Here is a 15749-nt window from a genome sequence, read left to right on the forward strand (position 1 = left end):
CGCACGCGGGCGACGGAATGTGGCTAGGCTACCCCGTGGGTGGCGCCGTCAGGTGCAGCTGACCGGCGCATGCTTTCTTCAACCGCCATCTCGTACCAGGCCTGGGCGCCGAATTCGGGTTCGGGTGTGTCAAGGTTCTGGTAGAGGGCATCCAACAGTTTTGCGAGTTCCTCTGCCGGCAGGGTGGGAAGTAGTTCCTCGGGGCCGCGCGGGTCGTTGATGTAGTGCAGAAGCCGGGAACTGTTCATCGCGCTGGGGCCGTGGAGGGCCGTAGGTGCAGGAACTGTGGCATGCGTGGGCTCCATCTGGAGAGGAACAGAGGCTGGCTGCGTAACCCACTTGAAGTGTATTGCACCGGCTGGAGGCCCACAATGGGGAGGCCCAGGCGTCCCTGCGGGCAGGATTCCTGCGGCTAGAGGGGTTGCTGCCCCGCCAGGGAAGCGGCCGGCAGCGGCACGTGGACAGGAAGCGGGCGCGTGGGCCGGACGGTCCGGATGGCGTCTTCCACCAAGGCCAGCGGACGGCGCCAGGCATCGGATCCGGGCTCCATGGTGTCCACAACTCCGATAAGCATGGCGAGCAGCCGGAACATGTCCGTCATGGAGATGTCCGAGCGCAGGCTGCCTTGGCCTTGGCCGCGTACCAGCAGAACACCCATCGACTCCATCAGCGAGCCCGTGATGCCTGTCAGGAGCTCCCGGCGGCCGGCGACGGCCCCCAAGAGATTGGCGTCGTCACTGGCGACGGCCATTAGGGCCTCCATGACCCGCAACAGTCCTGCGGTTGCGTCGATGTCGGCAAGGGCACCGTCCACGACCGGATCCACGGTGAGCCGCAGCTGCCGGTTGAGGGCGGCGAGGACCAGCTCCTCCTTGTCCGAGAAATTCCGGAAGAGTGTTGCCGGTCCGACGCCGGCTGTGGCCGCAATTGTCTGCAGCGGTACTTCCGGGCCGAACTCGCGGAAGCATTGGCGTGCCGCCGTGATGATCTTGTCCACGTTCCGCGCTGCGTCGGCGCGGAGGGGCTTGCGGGCGACTGCGAGGCTCATGCCAAAAGGTTAGCAATCGAGCCTGCTGCCTTCACCGTTACCGAAGGGTAGGGGGTTATGTGACGAGGGGGCCAGCCACCCTGTCCTGCGTCATCGCCGGCGCCGTGGCACACTGGGCTTCATGCTGCTTGCGTTTTCTGTCGCCCCGTCCGGTACTCCCAGCGAAGGTTCCCGGCCCGCTGACGCCTCCGTCCACGACGCCGTCGCCGCCGCCGTGAAGATCGTCAGGGAGTCGGGCCTGCCCAACAAAACCGACTCGATGTTCACCACCATCGAGGGTGAGTGGGATGAGGTGTTCGATGTCGTGAAGCGCGCCACGGAGGCGGTGGGCCGCTACGGCAGCAGGGTTTCCCTGGTCATCAAGGCCGACATTCGGCCCGGTTACTCAGGTGAGCTGACCGCCAAAGTGGACCGCCTGGAAGACGCGCTCTCGGACGGTTCCTGAACACGGGCGTCCCCTCCGGCGTCGGCCGTGCACTCTCTGGACCCGTGGGTTGCCCCGTGCCAGACTGTGCCTCATGTTCGAGCACAAGCCCCGGCCGGAGTGGATTGCCGCGGAGAAGTTCCTGTCCGACGTCGTGGTCCATCCTGATCCAGGCTTGCTCAGGGCCGTGCAATCCGCGGCTGCCGCCGGCATGCCCGCCATCGAGGTGGCGCCCAACGCCGGCAAGCTCCTCAAGCTCCTGGTTCAGCTCTCCGGCGCGCGCCGCGTCCTGGAGATAGGCACCCTGGCCGGTTTCAGCACAATTTGGATGGGGCAGGGACTGCCCGACGACGGCACTTTGGTCACCTGCGAATTCCTCCCCAAGCATGCGGAGGTGGCGTGGGCCAACATTGACGCGGCAGGCCTGGGGCAGAAGGTGGAGATCCGGCTGGGACCGGCCCTGGACACGCTCGCCGCTCTGGCAGAGGAGGACCGTGAACCCTTTGACTTCATCTTTATTGATGCGGACAAGGAGAACAACAGCCATTATCTGGACTGGGCCATCCGCCTGGGGCGCCCGGGGACAACCATCGTGCTGGACAACACCATCTGGGAAGGTGCCGTCATGGACCCCGGCATGGATCCCGTCAATGCCCAGGGAATTGTTGATGCGCTCAAGCTGTTGGGCGGCCATCCCAGGCTGGATGCCACCGTCATCCAGACAGTGGGCTCTAAGGGCTGGGACGGATTCGCTCTCGCGCTGATCAAGTAGGGCTGCGGAGGGTGCCACAGCCCCGGTCACTGATCCGGCGCTGCCACTGATCGGGCAAAGCAAAAGGGCCTGCCGCGGTGTTCCGCAGCAGACCCTTCCTGAGGGACTCAGTCTTTCTTGAAAGCGTCCTTGACTTTCTCGCCGGCCTGTTTCAGGTCCGCTTTGGCCTGGTCCATCTTGCCTTCGGACCGAAGGCTTTCGTCATTGGTGGCCGCACCGGTAGCCTCTTTGGCCTTGCCGCCCATCTTCTCTGCGGCGTTGTCGATCTTGTCATCCAAACCCATGGTGATTCTCCCTTCGGCTGGTGGCCTGCGGACAGTAACCGCTGGCCATGTTCAATGCTAACCAGCGGAAGGTAGCTTCGACAGGTTCGATAGGTTTTGTCAGACCAGGTCCGGCGCACTCGCCACAATGTAGTCGGCGGCGGCGGGGCCCGTCATGGACAAGTTGTTGCTGTCCGGGTTGATCCCGCGGGAATGAAGCGCCTCCCACAGGGCTTCCGGAGCTTGGAGCGGTGCGTTGTGGAGGAGGCACCAACTGGTGTACAGCCCGTAGAGCTCATCGCGCCGGAGGCCCAGGCCGGGCTCCCTGTCTGCGACAACTGCTTCGGCAAGAAAATCTTCAAAATGGGTAGCAGGCATATTCGCTCATTCGGGGTCGACCGTGTTGCCGCCGTTTCTGCTTCAGCGGCACTGCCGGATCCCAAGGGAACCAGCAGGGTAATCATGAACGTATGGCAGCACGGCTCGTTTTGTCCAGTTACGCCGGGAATTTCACTGGATCGAGGGGGCCGACGGCGACTGGGGGGACTGGCCTCGGTCTCAGAAGAGGCCATCTCACCGCCGGCCCCGTCTTTGTCCCGGGCCACCTTGTTGTTGACCGGGGAAGCCTGTACAGGACCCTCCAACACAATTTTCCCCCATCTGGCAGGTCCTGCCTAGTCCCCGGGACTGCGGCGCCCGTCTACAGGCTTCCGCTCGCCGCAGTCCCCGTTTTTCAACTGCTCAGTCCCGGCTGGTGCCACGGTCACGCAGCTTGTTCCGTACCCGGTCACGATGCGGTTCCCTGGGCTGGCCAGTGTCCTGGTTGCCGGCCTGGCCGTTGTCTCCGTTTTCCCCGGAGTCCCCGTCCTTGCCGTTCTCCGCACTGTACTTCTCGCGGAGTTCACGTCCGTGCTTGATGTCCTCTTCCTCTTGCTTTTGCAGTTTTTCGCTCTTCTTGGTGTCACGCGGCGGCAGCTGGATGGTCTCTTCTGCCTCGATACCTGCCTGGAGCTGGCGGCCCCGCTCCATCTCGGCGTCGAACTCGGCGCCAAAGAGCAGGGACATGTTCAGGATCCACAGCCACAGCAGCATCACGATCACGCCGCCCAGGGCGCCGTAGGTCTTGTTGTAGTTTCCGAAGTTGCCTACGTAGAAGCCAAAGCCGAGCGACGCCAGCAGGAACACAAAAAGTGCGATGCCGGAACCGAGGCTCATCCACTTGAACTTGGGCTGCTTGACGTTGGGAGTCGCGTAGTAGAGGACAGCGATGATCACGATGATGAGCGCGACCATGACCGGCCACTTGGCAATGTTCCAGATGGCGAGGAAAGCGCCGCTGAGCCCGATCAGGCCGCCGACCGCTTCTGCCACCGGCCCGCTAAGCACCAGCATGCCGGCCAGGATCGCGATGATCACTACCGACAGGAGGGTTACTATCAGCATGGTGCCGCGCAGCTTAACGAACGGCCGCCCCTCGTCCACCTCGTAGACCCGGTTCATGGCCCGGCCGAAGGCGCCCACGTACCCGGAAGCCGACCAGAGGGCGGTGGCAAGACCAAGCACGAGGGTCAATCCTGCGGCCGGAGCGTTGGCCAGTTCCGATACCGTGCCGCTGACAGTGTTGACAGTCTCCGCAGGAGCGAAGCCCCGCACGATCTGAAGCAGGGCGTCGGTGGTTTTCTGCGGATCCCCGAAAAGTCCGATCAATGAAACGAGTGCCAGGATGGCCGGGAACAGCGACAGCACCGCGTAATACGTCAGCGCAGCAGCGAGATCCGGGCACTGGTCCTTGTTGAATTCCCGCAGGGTCTTCTTGGCAATGTACTTCCAGTTCGGCTTGTCCAAGTCCTTGGGGCTGTCCGGCTTCCGTGAGTCGTTGGGATCCGGTGCCTGGCGTGCTTTGGCTGTGCTGCTCTCGGATGCGTCGTGAGTGGCCATGGGGTGTCCTCTCGATAAGGGTGCGAAAACTGAAAGGCCGGCTCCGCGGGATGGCGGGGCCGGCCTCTCAGATGGTGCTCGTGCCTCTTGGTGCCGCGATTAGTGGCGGGTCAGGTGTTTTGGACGTTGGTTTTGGCGTCGGTGGCGCGGTCTTTGACGTCGGTGACGGCTCCTTGGCCTTCGGCTTTGACGTTTTGGGCGGCGTCGGTGGCGGTGGCTTTGACGTTGTCCATGGCTTGCTGGGCTGGTTCCTTCAGGTCCTGGACCATGTCCTTGGCGGCGTCGGTGACCTGGGTGGCGAGGGGCTCGGCGGCGGTTTTGAGCTGCTGGGCTGCTTCGCGTTCCTTTTGGCTGGCCGGGATCAGGGACGAGACGAGCATTCCGGCGCCGAAGGCGATCAGGCCGGCGGCCAGGGGGTTGCCCTGGGTTTTGGCTTTGACCTGGTCCGGTGCGTGGGAGAGTGCGGTGCCGGCGTCAGAGAGTTTGGCGGCGGCGGCGTCCTTGGCGCCGTGCAGGGATTCGCCGGTGCTGTGCAGGGCGTCCCCGGCGTGCCCGGTGCCGGAGGAGACCTTGTCCTGGACCCGGGTGGTGGTTGAGTCTGCTGCTCCCATGATTTTCTCCTTGACCCCTGTCACGGCGTCCTTCACTGATTCTGTGACTTTTTCAGTCTGGCGGTGGACGATGTTGGAGGGGGTAACTTTGTCGGCGACCGCGTCCACGTTGGTGCCCAGGCGTGCGCGGGTTTCTTCAATGTCTTGGCGGATTGCGTCCGGGTTATCGCTCATCGGTTTACCTCACCTGGTTTTAGGGTTTCGGGAATTTCAGAGAGTGTTTCGCCTGTCTGGGGCATGCCCTTGATTTGTTTGAGTTCCTTGCGGCCGATCGAGGCCAGGACCGCGGCGATGATGCCCCAGATCACGGCGACGATCACGGCGGCCCAGCCCAGCGGCATCAGGGCGCCCAAGGCGAACATCAGTGCCAGGGAAAGGAACACCAGGACGAAGTGCCCGGCCACGCCGGCTCCGGCGAGCATGCCAGAGCCTTTGCCTGCCTTGGTGGCGGACTGTTTCAGTTCGGCCTTGGCGAGCTCGACTTCCTGGCGCATCAGGGTGGACAGATCCCGGGTCACATCACCCAGCAACTCACCCAACGACGCGTTGTCCGCCTTCACATGCGCCTCACTCGGCGGCGGCTCCGGAATAGAACTACTCATCAGAGCCCGCCTGACTGCCCGCCGGCACGCCGGTCCCGAGCGAGGGGATCATCATCCAGCGGATCAGCGGCCAGCCGGGGATCACCCAAGGGGTCCTCAGCTGTCCGGTTTCCGGACCAGGGCTCCTCTTCCACCAGCTGCGGACTGTCGAGAGGGCTGGCGGGACGTGCTGCGTCGGGGTAGCCGGTACCCGGGGCGCCGCCGTCGTAACCAGCTGTGGTGGTGGCCGGGCCGGGGAGCTGGACCGGGGGAGGCGGGACTGTTCCGCCGGCAGGGGTGTAACCCTCGGTGTACTGGTCGCCGTAGGGGCTGGAGTACTGGCCGGAAAGTCCTGCAGTGCCGGCATTGCCGGACGGGGTTGCAGTTTCGGTAGTGCCTGCGGTGAGGCCGCGGGTCAGGCGGCCTGCGAGGACGCCGGCGCCGGCGGCCAGCAGGAGGAAGGTGCCGGGCTTGTTGCGGGCGAACCTCTGGACTTCGCCCAGCAAGTCGCCCGGCTGCTTGTTCTCAAGCCAGGAAGCCACCGACTCGCTGCGCTGCGCAGCCTGCCGGATCAGGTCGCTGGCCATGCCCTGCTGGTCCGGGGCGTCCGCCATGCTCTGCAGCTGGCTGGAAATGGTGCGGATGCCTTCGGCCGCCTTCTGCTGCTGGGTGCCGGCCTGGCTGGAAAGCCCTGATTTTGCCTGGGACAGCAGGTCCTGCGCGCTGGACTTCGCCTCGGAAGCAACGTGGGCGGCTTCTTCCTTCGCCGTCTGGGCCACATTCTGGGCGGAGCCCTTCGCGGTCCGGGCTACGTCAGCTGCTTCTTCCTTTGCTGCGTCCTTGCGGGACGACCCCGAGGCGTCACCGATTGGTGCCTCGCCATATTGGGGGGTGGCGGCGGACGGGAAAGTGCTCGCGCTTCGCTCGCCCGGAATTCCTGTAGAGGCCGGCGGAGCCGTGTAGGCGGGATCCTCGGGCCATTGGTTCTCTGTCATCTTCGCTCTCTCTTTCCAAGAAGGCCGGTTGTTGATCAAGAACCAGCGATACTGGCCCTAAAATAATAAGCATGATTACTAATAAAAGGTAAGTACGCTTGCTAAGCGAGTTATTAACGGTTCCAAAAAGTCAGCCGGAATGGCCTCCGCCGGCCCGGTCACATCGAAGTGGAAGTGGTGGGTAATTTGGAAATGGCTCCGTGGATTTGGGTGGTAATTGCCGTAGTCGTGGTGGTGCTGATCGTGCTGCTGCTGCTCGCAACAGGACGCCGGCGAAAGGCGATTCAGCAAAAGCGGGACGATGCGCACCGCGAGAAGGCCGCGGAGATCCGCCGTGAGGCCGAGAACAGGGAACTTGACGCCCGGGAACGGGAGGCTAAGGCGGCACGCGCCAAGGCGGACGCAGAACAGGCGCAGGTTGAAGCAGCGCGACTGAGCCAGCATGCGGATCAGCAGGCCGCCGAGGCCAGGGCGATCCGCGAAGACGTGGGTGAACGGACGCGGAAAGCGGACGAGCTCGACCCCGACATCAAGGGGGACCGCGACGCCAACCGGGGCACCACCAATCGCCCCAATGCGGCCCGCGATGCTGCTGACACTGCCCGCGGGGCGGGAGGAGCCCGTGACGGCGCCCGCGAGGACCGCCGCAACGATGGCGCCAACCCTGGCCAGGGCGGCTCGCACTTGGATCGCGACAATCCGCGCTCAGGCATCTAGGCCGTTACGCGGGGCGGCGCTGAGTCGAGGGGCGGGGGCTGCACCTAGCTCTTAGGCGCAGTGCCGTGCCTCGGTTTTAGGGTGGGGGAGGGAGTGACTCCTTCCCCCCTTCCTATGCCGTCCAGCACATCAAGAACTGCCTCTACTGATGAAGTCTTCGCTTCCCAGCCCAGGATCCGGCGCGCCCGGCCGGTGTCCATGACCGGTACCCCCGCCGCCATCTCAACCCAGCCCGAGTCGGTCGGTATCAGCCGGAGCCGCCAGGCGAGGCCCACGGCCTTGTGAAGCAGGCCCATGGGTATGGGAAGGATTCTTTGAGCCCGCACAATGCGGGCAAGTTCCTGGGGTGTGAGTACCGGTTCCGCTGCAATATTAAAGGGCCCGGAAGCCCGCTGGTCGATGACCCGCCAGTAGGCTTCAGCCACGTCGTCCGCGTGGACTGCCTGGAAAATCAGGTTGTCCGGAGCGGGCAGCAGCGGAAGCCAGGGCCTTCGTGGCAGGAGCCGGGGAATGAGCGGTCCGAGGAAATACCTGCCGATCTCGCTCCCGGCGTCCCGCTGGAAAATAAGCCCGGGCCGGAGCCTTGCGACGGCGATACCCGGCTCGGCTGCCGCGAACTCGTCCAGGAGTTTTTCCTGCGCTGCCTTGTGCCGGCTGTAATGCGAGCCGGCCATGCCCTGTGCAGGCCAGGACTCATCCGAGCGCCGGTCCTTGGGTGCCTTGCTGTAGGCACCGATCGATGACGCGCAGACGACCTGTTTGACGCCGGCCGTCCGCGCGGCTTCCAGGACATTCGCTGTTCCCGTGACGTTGGTCCGGTACAACTGGTCCAGGTCCCGGTTCGGTTGAATCTGCCAGGCCAGGTGGACAACGGAGTCCACCCCGGCCAGCGCCGATTCCAGCTTTGGGCGGTCGCTTTCCAGCCCCACATCCAGCGTGCGCCACTCCACGCCCCGATAGGGCGGCTGTGACGTGTCCGGCAGGCGCCTGCTGATCCCGGTCAATTGCAGACTTTCCGGCTTCCTGGACAGCTTGGCCTGCAGGTTCCGAAGCAGTGCTGTTCCTGCGTTTCCACTGGCTCCGATAACGGCGATGCGCATGACAAAAGCTCCTTGGCAGGGGGGTATGCAGTTCGTCTTACATGCCGAGCCTAATGCCGCGAAGGATTGTTTTATAAGCAACCTTATGATTTCCTATGGCTAAGTCTTGCCGCAGGCTTCGGAACCAGACCGAGGGAACCAACGACAATGCCCGAATCTTTTGCCGCGCTTGCCGTGGACGCTACGCCTGTCCAGGAGCCGTGCCTGGAACCACCGAATGACAACCGCCCAGCCGCCAAGGCCGGGCGGTTGCGGGAGACCTTCGAAAATGACCTGGTCCTGAGTTATCTGGACCTTGCCGAGGCCCTCGCCGGCCGCTTCGAAGCCCGGGGACGGGAACGGGCAGATCTGAACCAGGTGGCCTATCTTGGCCTGGTTAAGGCCGCCCGCGGCTTCGACCAGACCAAGGGTGAGAGCTTCCCCGCATACGCTGCGCCAACCATCGCAGGGGAGTTGAAGCGATACCTGCGTGACCGCACATGGGTGGTCCGGCCGCCCCGGAACATCCAAGACCTTCGCACCAGGATGTTCCGGGTGGAGCCGGAGCTGGTGCAGTCCCTGGGCAGGAATCCCAGCGTGGCCGAGCTGGCCGCGGAGCTAGGGGCGGATGCTGCCGAGGTGCAGGAAGCCATCTCGGCGTCCAGCAGCATGCATCCGGACTCCCTGGACGCGGCGAACGTCCACAGCGACGCTCCCTCGATCGGTGACTTACTGGCTTGCCCCGAGACGCCCTTGGAGCGGCTTGAGGACCTTGCCTGCCTGCGGGAGGCCATGCAGGACCTGGACGCCGCGGACAGGGAACTCCTTTACCGCCGCTACTTCTGCGAGGAGACCCAGGTTCAGTTGGGGAAGCGGCTGGGGATGTCGCAGATGCAGGTTTCGCGCCGGCTGGCCCGGGTCCTCGTTGAACTCCAGCGCAGGCTTTTGAGCAGTACCCAGGGAGACGGCGGCCGTGAGGAGCAGGAGCTTCCCACTGGGTCCACCGCTTCTGTAGGCCCCGTCCGCCGTGCCGCCGGCACCGGAGTGTCCAGCAAAAATTCTGCCCGCCGGAGCGGCCCGCGGGCCAGGGGCAGGTAGCCCTGCAAGGCCATCCATGGGCCCCAGGAGAAGGCTCCGAACGGGCCAGGAGCAGCATCAGCAGCGGTATCTTGCCTGTTCAAACCGCTGACACCGCACGAGCGGAAAGACGAGAAAAGCAGCAGCCCCTGTTTAGGAGCAGCAGCAGTGGGGAACAGGGAGGATATGGGAAGCTCCGTATCCTCCAAGCTCCGCGCTGTCCTGTTCGACCGGGACGGGACCCTGGTGGTCGACGTGCCCTACAACGGCGACCCCAGCCTGGTCACACCAATGCCGGGTGCCAAGGCGGTCCTGGATGCACTTCGTGCCGATGGGATAGCAACCGGAGTCATCAGCAATCAGTCGGGAATCGCACGCGGCCTGATTACCGCCGCCAACGTGGCGGACGTCAACGCCCGGGTGGAAGAGCTCCTGGGCCCCTTTGACGTGTGGGAGGTGTGTCCGCACTCCGAACAGGACGGCTGTGACTGCCGCAAGCCTGCGCCGGGGATGGTGCAGAGCGCCTGCCGGAAGCTGGGCATCCAGGAATCGGAGGCGGCGCTGATCGGCGACATTGGTGCTGACGTCCTTGCCGCCGAAGCCGCCGGAGCAACCGGTGTCCTGGTACCAACGCCGGTGACAAGGGCCGAGGAAGTGGCCGAGGCCCAGCTCGTGGCCCGCAACCTGGCCGAGGCCGTCTCGCTGCTATCGGAGCGGCCCTGATGGGCCGCGTCCTGGTGGCACGCCTGGACAGCATGGGCGACGTTCTCCTGGCAGGACCCGCCGTGCGGGCCGTGGCGAACGGACGGTTCCCGGACGGCAGCCGGCCAAACCACGTGGTGATGCTCTGCGGCAGGCAGGGCGAGGCGGCGGCGGGTATGTTGCCGGGCGCCGCGGAGGTCTACAGCTGGGACAGCCCATGGATCATGAATCCTGCGCCCAAGATGACCGGCCCACACGCTGACAGGCTGATCGAGTACGTTCGGAATTCCAGGATCACCGAAGCGGTCATCCTCACCTCCTTCCACCAGTCACCCCTGCCGCTCGCCCTGCTTCTCCGGCTGGCCGGTGTTGAACGAATCACCGGTGCCTCCACCGATTACGCCGGCTCGTTGCTGGATGTCCGGCTCAAGCCGGGCGAAGACTTCCCTGAGGACCAGCCCGAGGCGGAACGCGCGCTGGGCATCGCGGAGGCGGGAGGATTCCGGCTCCCGGCAGGCGACGACGGAAAACTCCGCCTCACGTCCGTCCCCAACGTCCGTGGACTGGTGGGTGAGGAACCCTACGTGGTGGTCCACCCCGGCGCCGCCGTCCCCGCCAGGGCATGGCCGCCGCTGCACCACGCGGCCGCCGTCGAACTTCTTCAGGGTGCGGGCCACCGCGTCGTGGTGACCGGCGGTCCCGGCGAGACTTCGCTGACTGCCACCGTCGCCGGGCCATCCGCACTCGACCTTGGCGGGCAGACGGACCTCCACACCTTGGCGGGAGTCATGGCGGGGGCCGACGCCGTCGTCACCGGCAACACCGGTCCCGCCCACCTCGCGGCAGCAGTGGGCACGCCCGTCGCGTGCCTCTTTTCGCCGGTAGTGCCGGCCATCCGGTGGGCGCCGTACGGAGTATCACTTGAGCTGCTCGGCGACCAGAACGCCGCCTGCCGGATGACACGGGCCCGTGTCTGCCCCGTCCCTGGCCACCCCTGCCTTGACTCCGTTTCACCCGAGGAAGTGGTGGCGGCCGTAGAACGCCTGATCGGCGGAGTCAGCTCCTTCAGCACCCACGTCAGTACCCGTAGAAAGGCCCGCAACAGATGAGAATCCTGCTCTGGCATGTCCACGGTTCCTGGACGGATGCGTTTGTCCGCGGCCGTCATGAGTACCTCCTTCCCGTCCTGCCGGAAGGTGGTGCCTGGGGCCTTGGCCGTGCCGGCAGGGACTGGCCGGCGTCCGTGCGGGAGGTGGACCTCGCGGCGCTGGACGCCGACGCCGTTGACGCCGTCGTTCTTCAACGACCCGAGGAAATTGACGAAGTTGCCCGTCTGCTGGGCCGGCGGCCCGGCGTTGACCTGCCCGCTGTGTACCTTGAGCACAACACCCCTAAGGGCGATTTCCCCTTCACACGGCATCCCCTCGCGGACCAGCACAGCATCCCCCTGGTGCATGTCACCCATTTCAATAGGCTGGCCTGGGACAACGGGTCAGCCCGCAGCCTGGTGATCGAACACGGAATCCCGGACCCGGGGCAGCTTTATACAGGGGAGCTGCCGGAGCTGGGCGTGGTGGTGAACGAGCCCATCCGCAGGGGACGTGTCACCGGGACCGACCTGCTGCCCGCCTTCGCCTCCGTAGCGCCGCTGCAGGTCTTCGGCATGAAGACCGACGGCCTGGCTGCCGCCGCCGGCATTGACCCGTCCCGGCTGACGGCCCGCGGCGACCTCCAGACCCGGGAACTGCACCGGGAACTGGCCCGCTGCCGCGTCTATGTGCATCCCATGCGCTGGACCTCCCTGGGCTTGTCCCTGCTCGAAGCCATGCACCTGGGGATGCCGGTGGTCGCCCTGGCAACCACTGAAGCGCCGCGGGCGGTGCCGCCGGAGGCCGGCGCCGTTTCCGCCGATATCGATGAGCTGCTCCGCTGTGCGCGGCGGCTGGTCAACAATCCGGATGAAGCCCGACGGCGGGGCGTTGCCGCCCGTGAGGCGGCACTGGAACGCTACGGCCTGGGCAGGTTCCAGGACCGCTGGGATGAGCTCCTGGCGGACCTGGGCGGCCGGCTCCGGCACTCCGACAACGAACGCCTGGACAGGAAGATCCTTGTTCCGGCGGGAGAGAGGAAGACCCCATGAAAATCTCCATGATTTCCGAGCACGCCAGTCCGCTGGCGGCATTGGGCGGGGTGGACGCCGGCGGGCAGAACGTGCACGTTGCTGCGCTGTCCGAAGCCCTTGCCAAGCGTGGCCACCACGTCACCGTCTACACGCGCAGGGATGCAACGGAGCTCCCGGCCAGGGTCCGCGTGGGGCGCCGCCTGGAGGTGGTCCACGTGGACGCCGGCCCGGCGCGCCATGTTCCCAAGGACGAACTGCTTCCTTACATGGGCGAACTTGCCGACGGCGTGGCCCGGGACTGGGGCCACCGGCCGCCCGATGTGGTCCACGGGCACTTCTGGATGTCCGGCGTCGCCGCCCTGGACGCCGCCAGGCGGCCGGACCAGGGCTACCGGGTGCCCGTCATCCAGACCTTCCACGCATTGGGCACCGTCAAGCGGCGGCACCAGGGCGCAGAGGACACCAGCCCCCTGGAGCGGCGGTGGCTGGAGCCCGGCGTCGGACGCTCCGCGGACCGGATCGTCGCCACCTGCTCCGATGAGGTCTTCGAGCTCAAGGCGATGGGAATCAACACGGGGAAGATCTCCATCGCCCCCTGCGGCGTGGACCTCGGCTTCTTTTCCGTTGAGGGTCCCGTTGCCGCCAGGAAGCGCACCCACCGCATCCTCTCCGTAGGCCGCCTGGTGCCGCGCAAAGGCGTGGACCTGGTGATCCGGGCGCTCCCCTACCTTCGCGAGGCGGGTTTTGAGGACGTCGAACTCCTGATTGTGGGGGGCGGCGGAGACTCCGGCGCGCTCCATGCCGACCCCGAAGTGCGGCGCCTCATGGACCTGGCAGCGGAATTGGGCGTCTCGGACCAGGTGAGCCTGCAGGGCCAGGTGTCCCGCGGCGAGATGCCCGGGATCTTCCGCAGCGCCGACGCCGTGGTGTGCGCACCCTGGTACGAACCGTTCGGCATCGTCCCGCTGGAGGCCATGGCCTGCGGTGTCCCCGTTGTTGCTGCGGCAGTGGGTGGCCTGCGGGACACTGTGGTGGACCAGGGGACAGGCCTGCACGTGCCGCCGCGGGATCCAGAAGCCATCGCATCGGCGCTCGCCCTGCTGCTTGAAGACCCCACCCTGCGGGCGGAGCTTGGCAGCGCGGGGAAGAAGCGTGCCCGCACCCGGTATTCCTGGGACCGGGTAGCGGCCGAAACCGAAAAGGCTTATCAGCTGGCGGTGGCCGGTGCTGCCGCCGGTATTGTCCCGATGGAAGGAGCAGCACTGTGACTCCGGAATCATCCCTGCGTGAGGCTGACCTGCAAACTTTGGCAACGCCTGCCGCCTTGCCCGCGGTGCTGCCAGGTGCCACCTTTGTGGACCCGGCCAGTGCAGATGCTGTCCGTATCCACCTGGACAACGTGGTACCGGCGCTCGAATCGCTGCGGAGCCAGTCCGGCCGGCTTGCGGCCTGGGGTGTGGAGCTGGCCCAGCGCCTGCTCCGCGGCCAGCGGCTGCTTGCCGCCGGCAACGGCGGTTCAGCAGCGGAGGCCCAGCACCTCACCGCGGAGCTGGTGGGCAGGTTCGACGGCGAGCGGGTTCCGTTTTCCGCCATTTCCCTGCACGCGGAATCATCAGCGGTGACCGCCATTGCCAACGATTACGGCTACGACGACGTCTTCGCCCGCCAGGTGCGGGCGCATGGCCGGTCCGGGGACGTACTGATACTGCTGTCTACCAGCGGCAAGAGCCCCAACCTGCTGCGGGCCGCCGAGGTCGCGGCCCGCCTGAACGTGACCACCTGGGCACTCACGGGAGCCGGACCCAACCCGTTGGCCGACGCCTGCGACGAGGCCGTCATGATTGACGCCCTCAACGCCAACGCCCAGGAGGGCCATCTGATCGCCCTCCACGCAATCTGCCGCGCCTTCGACCTGGAAGTAGCACGGCACAGCTCAACGGATATTGTGGGCCTGCAGAACCTCACCCTGCAGAAGGGGGGTGGCAGGGCATGAGGATCGTCGTCGTTGGTGATGTGATGCTGGACGTGGACCTGTCCGGCGAGGCCACGCGGCTGAGCCCGGACGCACCCGTACCGGTGGTGGACGTTTCCGGCGTCAAGCGCCGTGCCGGCGGAGCAGGGCTGGTGGCCCGGATGCTTGCCGGGGACAACTGGCCCGTCACGCTGGTGACGGTCCTGGGCGATGACGACGCCGGCCGGCAGCTTGAGGCCCACCTCGCCGGAGTGCGGCTTGTGGCAGGTCCAAGCGGCCATGCCTCGCCCGTCAAGACCCGCGTGCGGGCCGGATCGCATCCGGTGGTCCGGTTCGACCAGGGCTGCGAGAAGGCTCCCGTCCCCGATGTCAGCCCCGCCATGCTCCGCGAGGTGGAGAAGGCGGGCGTGATCATCGTGGCCGATTACGGCCGGGGGCTGGCGGCCAACCCGCAGCTCCGCGAGCTCCTGGCCAGGCTCGCCGGGCACGTGCCCATAGTCTGGGACCCGCATCCTGCCGGGCCAGACCCGGTGCCGGGAGTCGCCGTCGTCACGCCCAACCTGTCCGAGGCCCGGAAGGCCGTGCAGTTGCGCGGCCGGCAAGAAAACCGCGCCCCGCAGGATGGCGCGTCACGGGACGGCGGGGACACTGCTGCAGGGGATCCGGCCGCAGAGGCCGGCGCGGTCCTGCTGGAGGAATGGGGCAGCCGCGCTGTCTTGGTCACCAAGGGTGAGCAGGGCGCCGTCCTGTGCCGGCGTGACCGGAGCCCGCAGCCTGTTCCCGCGCCCCGGGTGGAAGCCGGCGATCCCTGTGGTGCCGGCGACCGGCTCGCAGCGAGCCTCGCTGTGCACCTTCTGGCCGGCCGGGACCTTGCCGAAGCCGCGGAACTTGCCGTCCATGACGCCGCAGATTTCCTCGCCAACGGCGGGGTGTCCGCCCTTCCCGATAGCGGCGGGGAGCCCGCGCAGCCAAAGCCCCGGGTCAACGATCCCCTGCTGCTGGCCCGCGCCGTGCGGGAAAACGGCGGGAAGGTAGTGGCCACCGGAGGGTGCTTCGACCTGCTGCACGCCGGGCACGTCCGGTCTCTGGCCGCTGCCCGTGAGCTGGGCGACTGTTTGATCGTCTGCTTGAACTCGGACGATTCCGTGCGGCGGCTGAAGGGGCCGGAGCGTCCCATCATCGGCCAGCATGACAGGGCCGAACTGCTCCTGGCCATGGAATGCGTGGACGCCGTGATGGTCTTCGACGAAGACACACCTGAGGCAGCCCTCGAACGCCTTCGCCCCGACATCTGGGTCAAGGGCGGCGACTACAAGGGTGCCAGCCTGCCCGAGGCCAGCTTGGTGGAGAGCTGGGGCGGCCGTTGCCTCACTGTGCCGTACCACCCGGCCCGTTCCACCACGGGCCTGGCCGACGCCCTCGCAAAGGTCAGCTGAAACCGGGTGGGC

At 66.2% G+C, this 15749-nt stretch carries 19 protein-coding genes; 10 read left to right on the forward strand and 9 right to left on the reverse strand.

Annotation, left to right across the window (positions count from 1 at the left end; genetic code table 11):
- Window positions 1-23 precede the first annotated feature (23 nt).
- Together AC5RUQ_RS04210 and AC5RUQ_RS04215 are read right to left on the reverse strand one after the other, a co-directional pair.
- Window positions 24-305: a hypothetical protein gene (locus tag AC5RUQ_RS04210; protein ID WP_493946142.1), complete on the reverse strand. Its 282-nt coding sequence runs from the start codon at window positions 303-305 to the stop codon at window positions 24-26.
- Window positions 306-412: 107 nt separating this feature from the next.
- Window positions 413-1048, reverse strand: coding sequence for a TetR/AcrR family transcriptional regulator (locus AC5RUQ_RS04215; protein ID WP_493946143.1), 636 nt, complete (start codon window positions 1046-1048; stop codon window positions 413-415).
- Window positions 1049-1169: 121 nt separating this feature from the next.
- Between AC5RUQ_RS04215 and AC5RUQ_RS04220 the strand changes: the two genes are divergently transcribed.
- A complete protein-coding gene (locus AC5RUQ_RS04220) occupies window positions 1170-1493 on the forward strand; it encodes a thiamine-binding protein (protein ID WP_163168031.1) in 324 nt (107 codons plus the stop codon).
- 73 nt (window positions 1494-1566) lie between these two features.
- A complete protein-coding gene (locus AC5RUQ_RS04225) occupies window positions 1567-2244 on the forward strand; it encodes an O-methyltransferase (RefSeq protein ID WP_493946144.1) in 678 nt (225 codons plus the stop codon).
- A 107-nt stretch (window positions 2245-2351) separates the two neighbouring features.
- Here AC5RUQ_RS04225 and AC5RUQ_RS04230 read toward each other — a convergent pair whose 3' ends face one another.
- From AC5RUQ_RS04230 to AC5RUQ_RS04255, 6 genes are all read right to left on the reverse strand, one after another.
- The gene (locus tag AC5RUQ_RS04230; protein WP_256249403.1) at window positions 2352-2528 is read right to left on the reverse strand and encodes a CsbD family protein; all 177 of its coding nucleotides are present in this window, start codon (window positions 2526-2528) and stop codon (window positions 2352-2354) included.
- A 99-nt stretch (window positions 2529-2627) separates the two neighbouring features.
- Window positions 2628-2885, reverse strand: a complete 258-nt coding sequence (locus AC5RUQ_RS04235) for a hypothetical protein (RefSeq protein WP_493946145.1) — start codon at window positions 2883-2885, stop codon at window positions 2628-2630.
- Between the two features lie 363 nt (window positions 2886-3248).
- Complete coding sequence (locus tag AC5RUQ_RS04240) at window positions 3249-4445, reverse strand: YihY/virulence factor BrkB family protein (RefSeq protein ID WP_493946146.1); 1197 nt, start codon at window positions 4443-4445, stop codon at window positions 3249-3251.
- Between the two features lie 110 nt (window positions 4446-4555).
- Window positions 4556-5230 (reverse strand): DUF3618 domain-containing protein, encoded by a 675-nt coding sequence (locus AC5RUQ_RS04245; protein ID WP_493946147.1) that lies wholly within the window; start codon window positions 5228-5230, stop codon window positions 4556-4558.
- Window positions 5227-5658 carry a phage holin family protein gene (locus AC5RUQ_RS04250; RefSeq protein ID WP_493946148.1) on the reverse strand — a complete coding sequence of 144 codons (432 nt, stop codon included), beginning with the start codon at window positions 5656-5658 and terminating at the stop codon, window positions 5227-5229. Before AC5RUQ_RS04250 ends, AC5RUQ_RS04245 begins: the two co-directional genes overlap by 4 nt.
- Entirely contained in the window at window positions 5658-6632 is a 975-nt protein-coding gene (locus AC5RUQ_RS04255; protein ID WP_493946149.1) for a hypothetical protein, read from the reverse strand. The genes AC5RUQ_RS04250 and AC5RUQ_RS04255 overlap by 1 nt, the downstream gene beginning before the upstream one ends.
- Window positions 6633-6824: 192 nt before the next feature.
- On the opposite strand from AC5RUQ_RS04255, the gene AC5RUQ_RS04260 reads away from it, so the two are divergent.
- Window positions 6825-7349: a hypothetical protein gene (locus AC5RUQ_RS04260; RefSeq protein ID WP_493946150.1), complete on the forward strand. Its 525-nt coding sequence runs from the start codon at window positions 6825-6827 to the stop codon at window positions 7347-7349.
- Between the two features lie 44 nt (window positions 7350-7393).
- On the opposite strand, the gene AC5RUQ_RS04265 is transcribed toward AC5RUQ_RS04260, so the two are convergent.
- On the reverse strand, window positions 7394-8449 hold the full coding sequence (locus AC5RUQ_RS04265) for an NAD-dependent epimerase/dehydratase family protein (RefSeq protein ID WP_493946151.1): 1056 nt from the start codon (window positions 8447-8449) through the stop codon (window positions 7394-7396).
- Window positions 8450-8596: 147 nt separating this feature from the next.
- Between AC5RUQ_RS04265 and AC5RUQ_RS04270 the strand changes: the two genes are divergently transcribed.
- From AC5RUQ_RS04270 to AC5RUQ_RS04300, 7 genes are all read left to right on the forward strand, one after another.
- Window positions 8597-9526 carry a sigma-70 family RNA polymerase sigma factor gene (locus AC5RUQ_RS04270; protein WP_493946152.1) on the forward strand — a complete coding sequence of 310 codons (930 nt, stop codon included), beginning with the start codon at window positions 8597-8599 and terminating at the stop codon, window positions 9524-9526.
- Window positions 9527-9691: 165 nt separating this feature from the next.
- Complete coding sequence (locus tag AC5RUQ_RS04275; RefSeq protein WP_163164868.1) at window positions 9692-10228, forward strand: D-glycero-alpha-D-manno-heptose-1,7-bisphosphate 7-phosphatase; 537 nt, start codon at window positions 9692-9694, stop codon at window positions 10226-10228.
- Complete coding sequence (locus AC5RUQ_RS04280; RefSeq protein WP_493946153.1) at window positions 10228-11316, forward strand: glycosyltransferase family 9 protein; 1089 nt, start codon at window positions 10228-10230, stop codon at window positions 11314-11316. The genes AC5RUQ_RS04275 and AC5RUQ_RS04280 overlap by 1 nt, the downstream gene beginning before the upstream one ends.
- Window positions 11313-12347, forward strand: a complete 1035-nt coding sequence (locus tag AC5RUQ_RS04285) for a glycosyltransferase (RefSeq protein WP_493946154.1) — start codon at window positions 11313-11315, stop codon at window positions 12345-12347. Before AC5RUQ_RS04280 ends, AC5RUQ_RS04285 begins: the two co-directional genes overlap by 4 nt.
- A complete protein-coding gene (locus AC5RUQ_RS04290; RefSeq protein WP_493946155.1) occupies window positions 12344-13597 on the forward strand; it encodes a glycosyltransferase in 1254 nt (417 codons plus the stop codon). The genes AC5RUQ_RS04285 and AC5RUQ_RS04290 overlap by 4 nt, the downstream gene beginning before the upstream one ends.
- Complete coding sequence (locus tag AC5RUQ_RS04295) at window positions 13594-14322, forward strand: D-sedoheptulose-7-phosphate isomerase (protein WP_493946156.1); 729 nt, start codon at window positions 13594-13596, stop codon at window positions 14320-14322. The genes AC5RUQ_RS04290 and AC5RUQ_RS04295 overlap by 4 nt, the downstream gene beginning before the upstream one ends.
- Window positions 14319-15737, forward strand: a complete 1419-nt coding sequence (locus AC5RUQ_RS04300; protein ID WP_493946157.1) for a PfkB family carbohydrate kinase — start codon at window positions 14319-14321, stop codon at window positions 15735-15737. The genes AC5RUQ_RS04295 and AC5RUQ_RS04300 overlap by 4 nt, the downstream gene beginning before the upstream one ends.
- Window positions 15738-15749: the final 12 nt, after the last annotated feature.

This window comes from Arthrobacter sp. MDT2-3 (assembly GCF_059090465.1).

Bases quoted from the DNA above. Each gene is read 5' to 3' on its own strand.
- AC5RUQ_RS04220 (WP_163168031.1), top strand. From the start codon at position 1,170: ATGCTGCTTGCGTTTTCTGTCGCCCCGTCCGGTACTCCCAGCGAAGGT.
- AC5RUQ_RS04210 (WP_493946142.1), bottom strand. From the start codon at position 305: ATGGAGCCCACGCATGCCACAGTTCCTGCACCTACGGCCCTCCACGGC.
- AC5RUQ_RS04235 (WP_493946145.1), bottom strand. From the start codon at position 2,885: ATGCCTGCTACCCATTTTGAAGATTTTCTTGCCGAAGCAGTTGTCGCA.
- AC5RUQ_RS04225 (WP_493946144.1), top strand. From the start codon at position 1,567: ATGTTCGAGCACAAGCCCCGGCCGGAGTGGATTGCCGCGGAGAAGTTC.
- AC5RUQ_RS04240 (WP_493946146.1), bottom strand. From the start codon at position 4,445: ATGGCCACTCACGACGCATCCGAGAGCAGCACAGCCAAAGCACGCCAG.
- AC5RUQ_RS04230 (WP_256249403.1), bottom strand. From the start codon at position 2,528: ATGGGTTTGGATGACAAGATCGACAACGCCGCAGAGAAGATGGGCGGC.
- AC5RUQ_RS04245 (WP_493946147.1), bottom strand. From the start codon at position 5,230: ATGAGCGATAACCCGGACGCAATCCGCCAAGACATTGAAGAAACCCGC.
- AC5RUQ_RS04265 (WP_493946151.1), bottom strand. From the start codon at position 8,449: ATGCGCATCGCCGTTATCGGAGCCAGTGGAAACGCAGGAACAGCACTG.
- AC5RUQ_RS04215 (WP_493946143.1), bottom strand. From the start codon at position 1,048: ATGAGCCTCGCAGTCGCCCGCAAGCCCCTCCGCGCCGACGCAGCGCGG.
- AC5RUQ_RS04260 (WP_493946150.1), top strand. From the start codon at position 6,825: ATGGCTCCGTGGATTTGGGTGGTAATTGCCGTAGTCGTGGTGGTGCTG.
- AC5RUQ_RS04280 (WP_493946153.1), top strand. From the start codon at position 10,228: ATGGGCCGCGTCCTGGTGGCACGCCTGGACAGCATGGGCGACGTTCTC.
- AC5RUQ_RS04250 (WP_493946148.1), bottom strand. From the start codon at position 5,658: ATGAGTAGTTCTATTCCGGAGCCGCCGCCGAGTGAGGCGCATGTGAAG.
- AC5RUQ_RS04300 (WP_493946157.1), top strand. From the start codon at position 14,319: ATGAGGATCGTCGTCGTTGGTGATGTGATGCTGGACGTGGACCTGTCC.
- AC5RUQ_RS04275 (WP_163164868.1), top strand. From the start codon at position 9,692: ATGGGAAGCTCCGTATCCTCCAAGCTCCGCGCTGTCCTGTTCGACCGG.
- AC5RUQ_RS04255 (WP_493946149.1), bottom strand. From the start codon at position 6,632: ATGACAGAGAACCAATGGCCCGAGGATCCCGCCTACACGGCTCCGCCG.
- AC5RUQ_RS04270 (WP_493946152.1), top strand. From the start codon at position 8,597: ATGCCCGAATCTTTTGCCGCGCTTGCCGTGGACGCTACGCCTGTCCAG.
- AC5RUQ_RS04290 (WP_493946155.1), top strand. From the start codon at position 12,344: ATGAAAATCTCCATGATTTCCGAGCACGCCAGTCCGCTGGCGGCATTG.
- AC5RUQ_RS04285 (WP_493946154.1), top strand. From the start codon at position 11,313: ATGAGAATCCTGCTCTGGCATGTCCACGGTTCCTGGACGGATGCGTTT.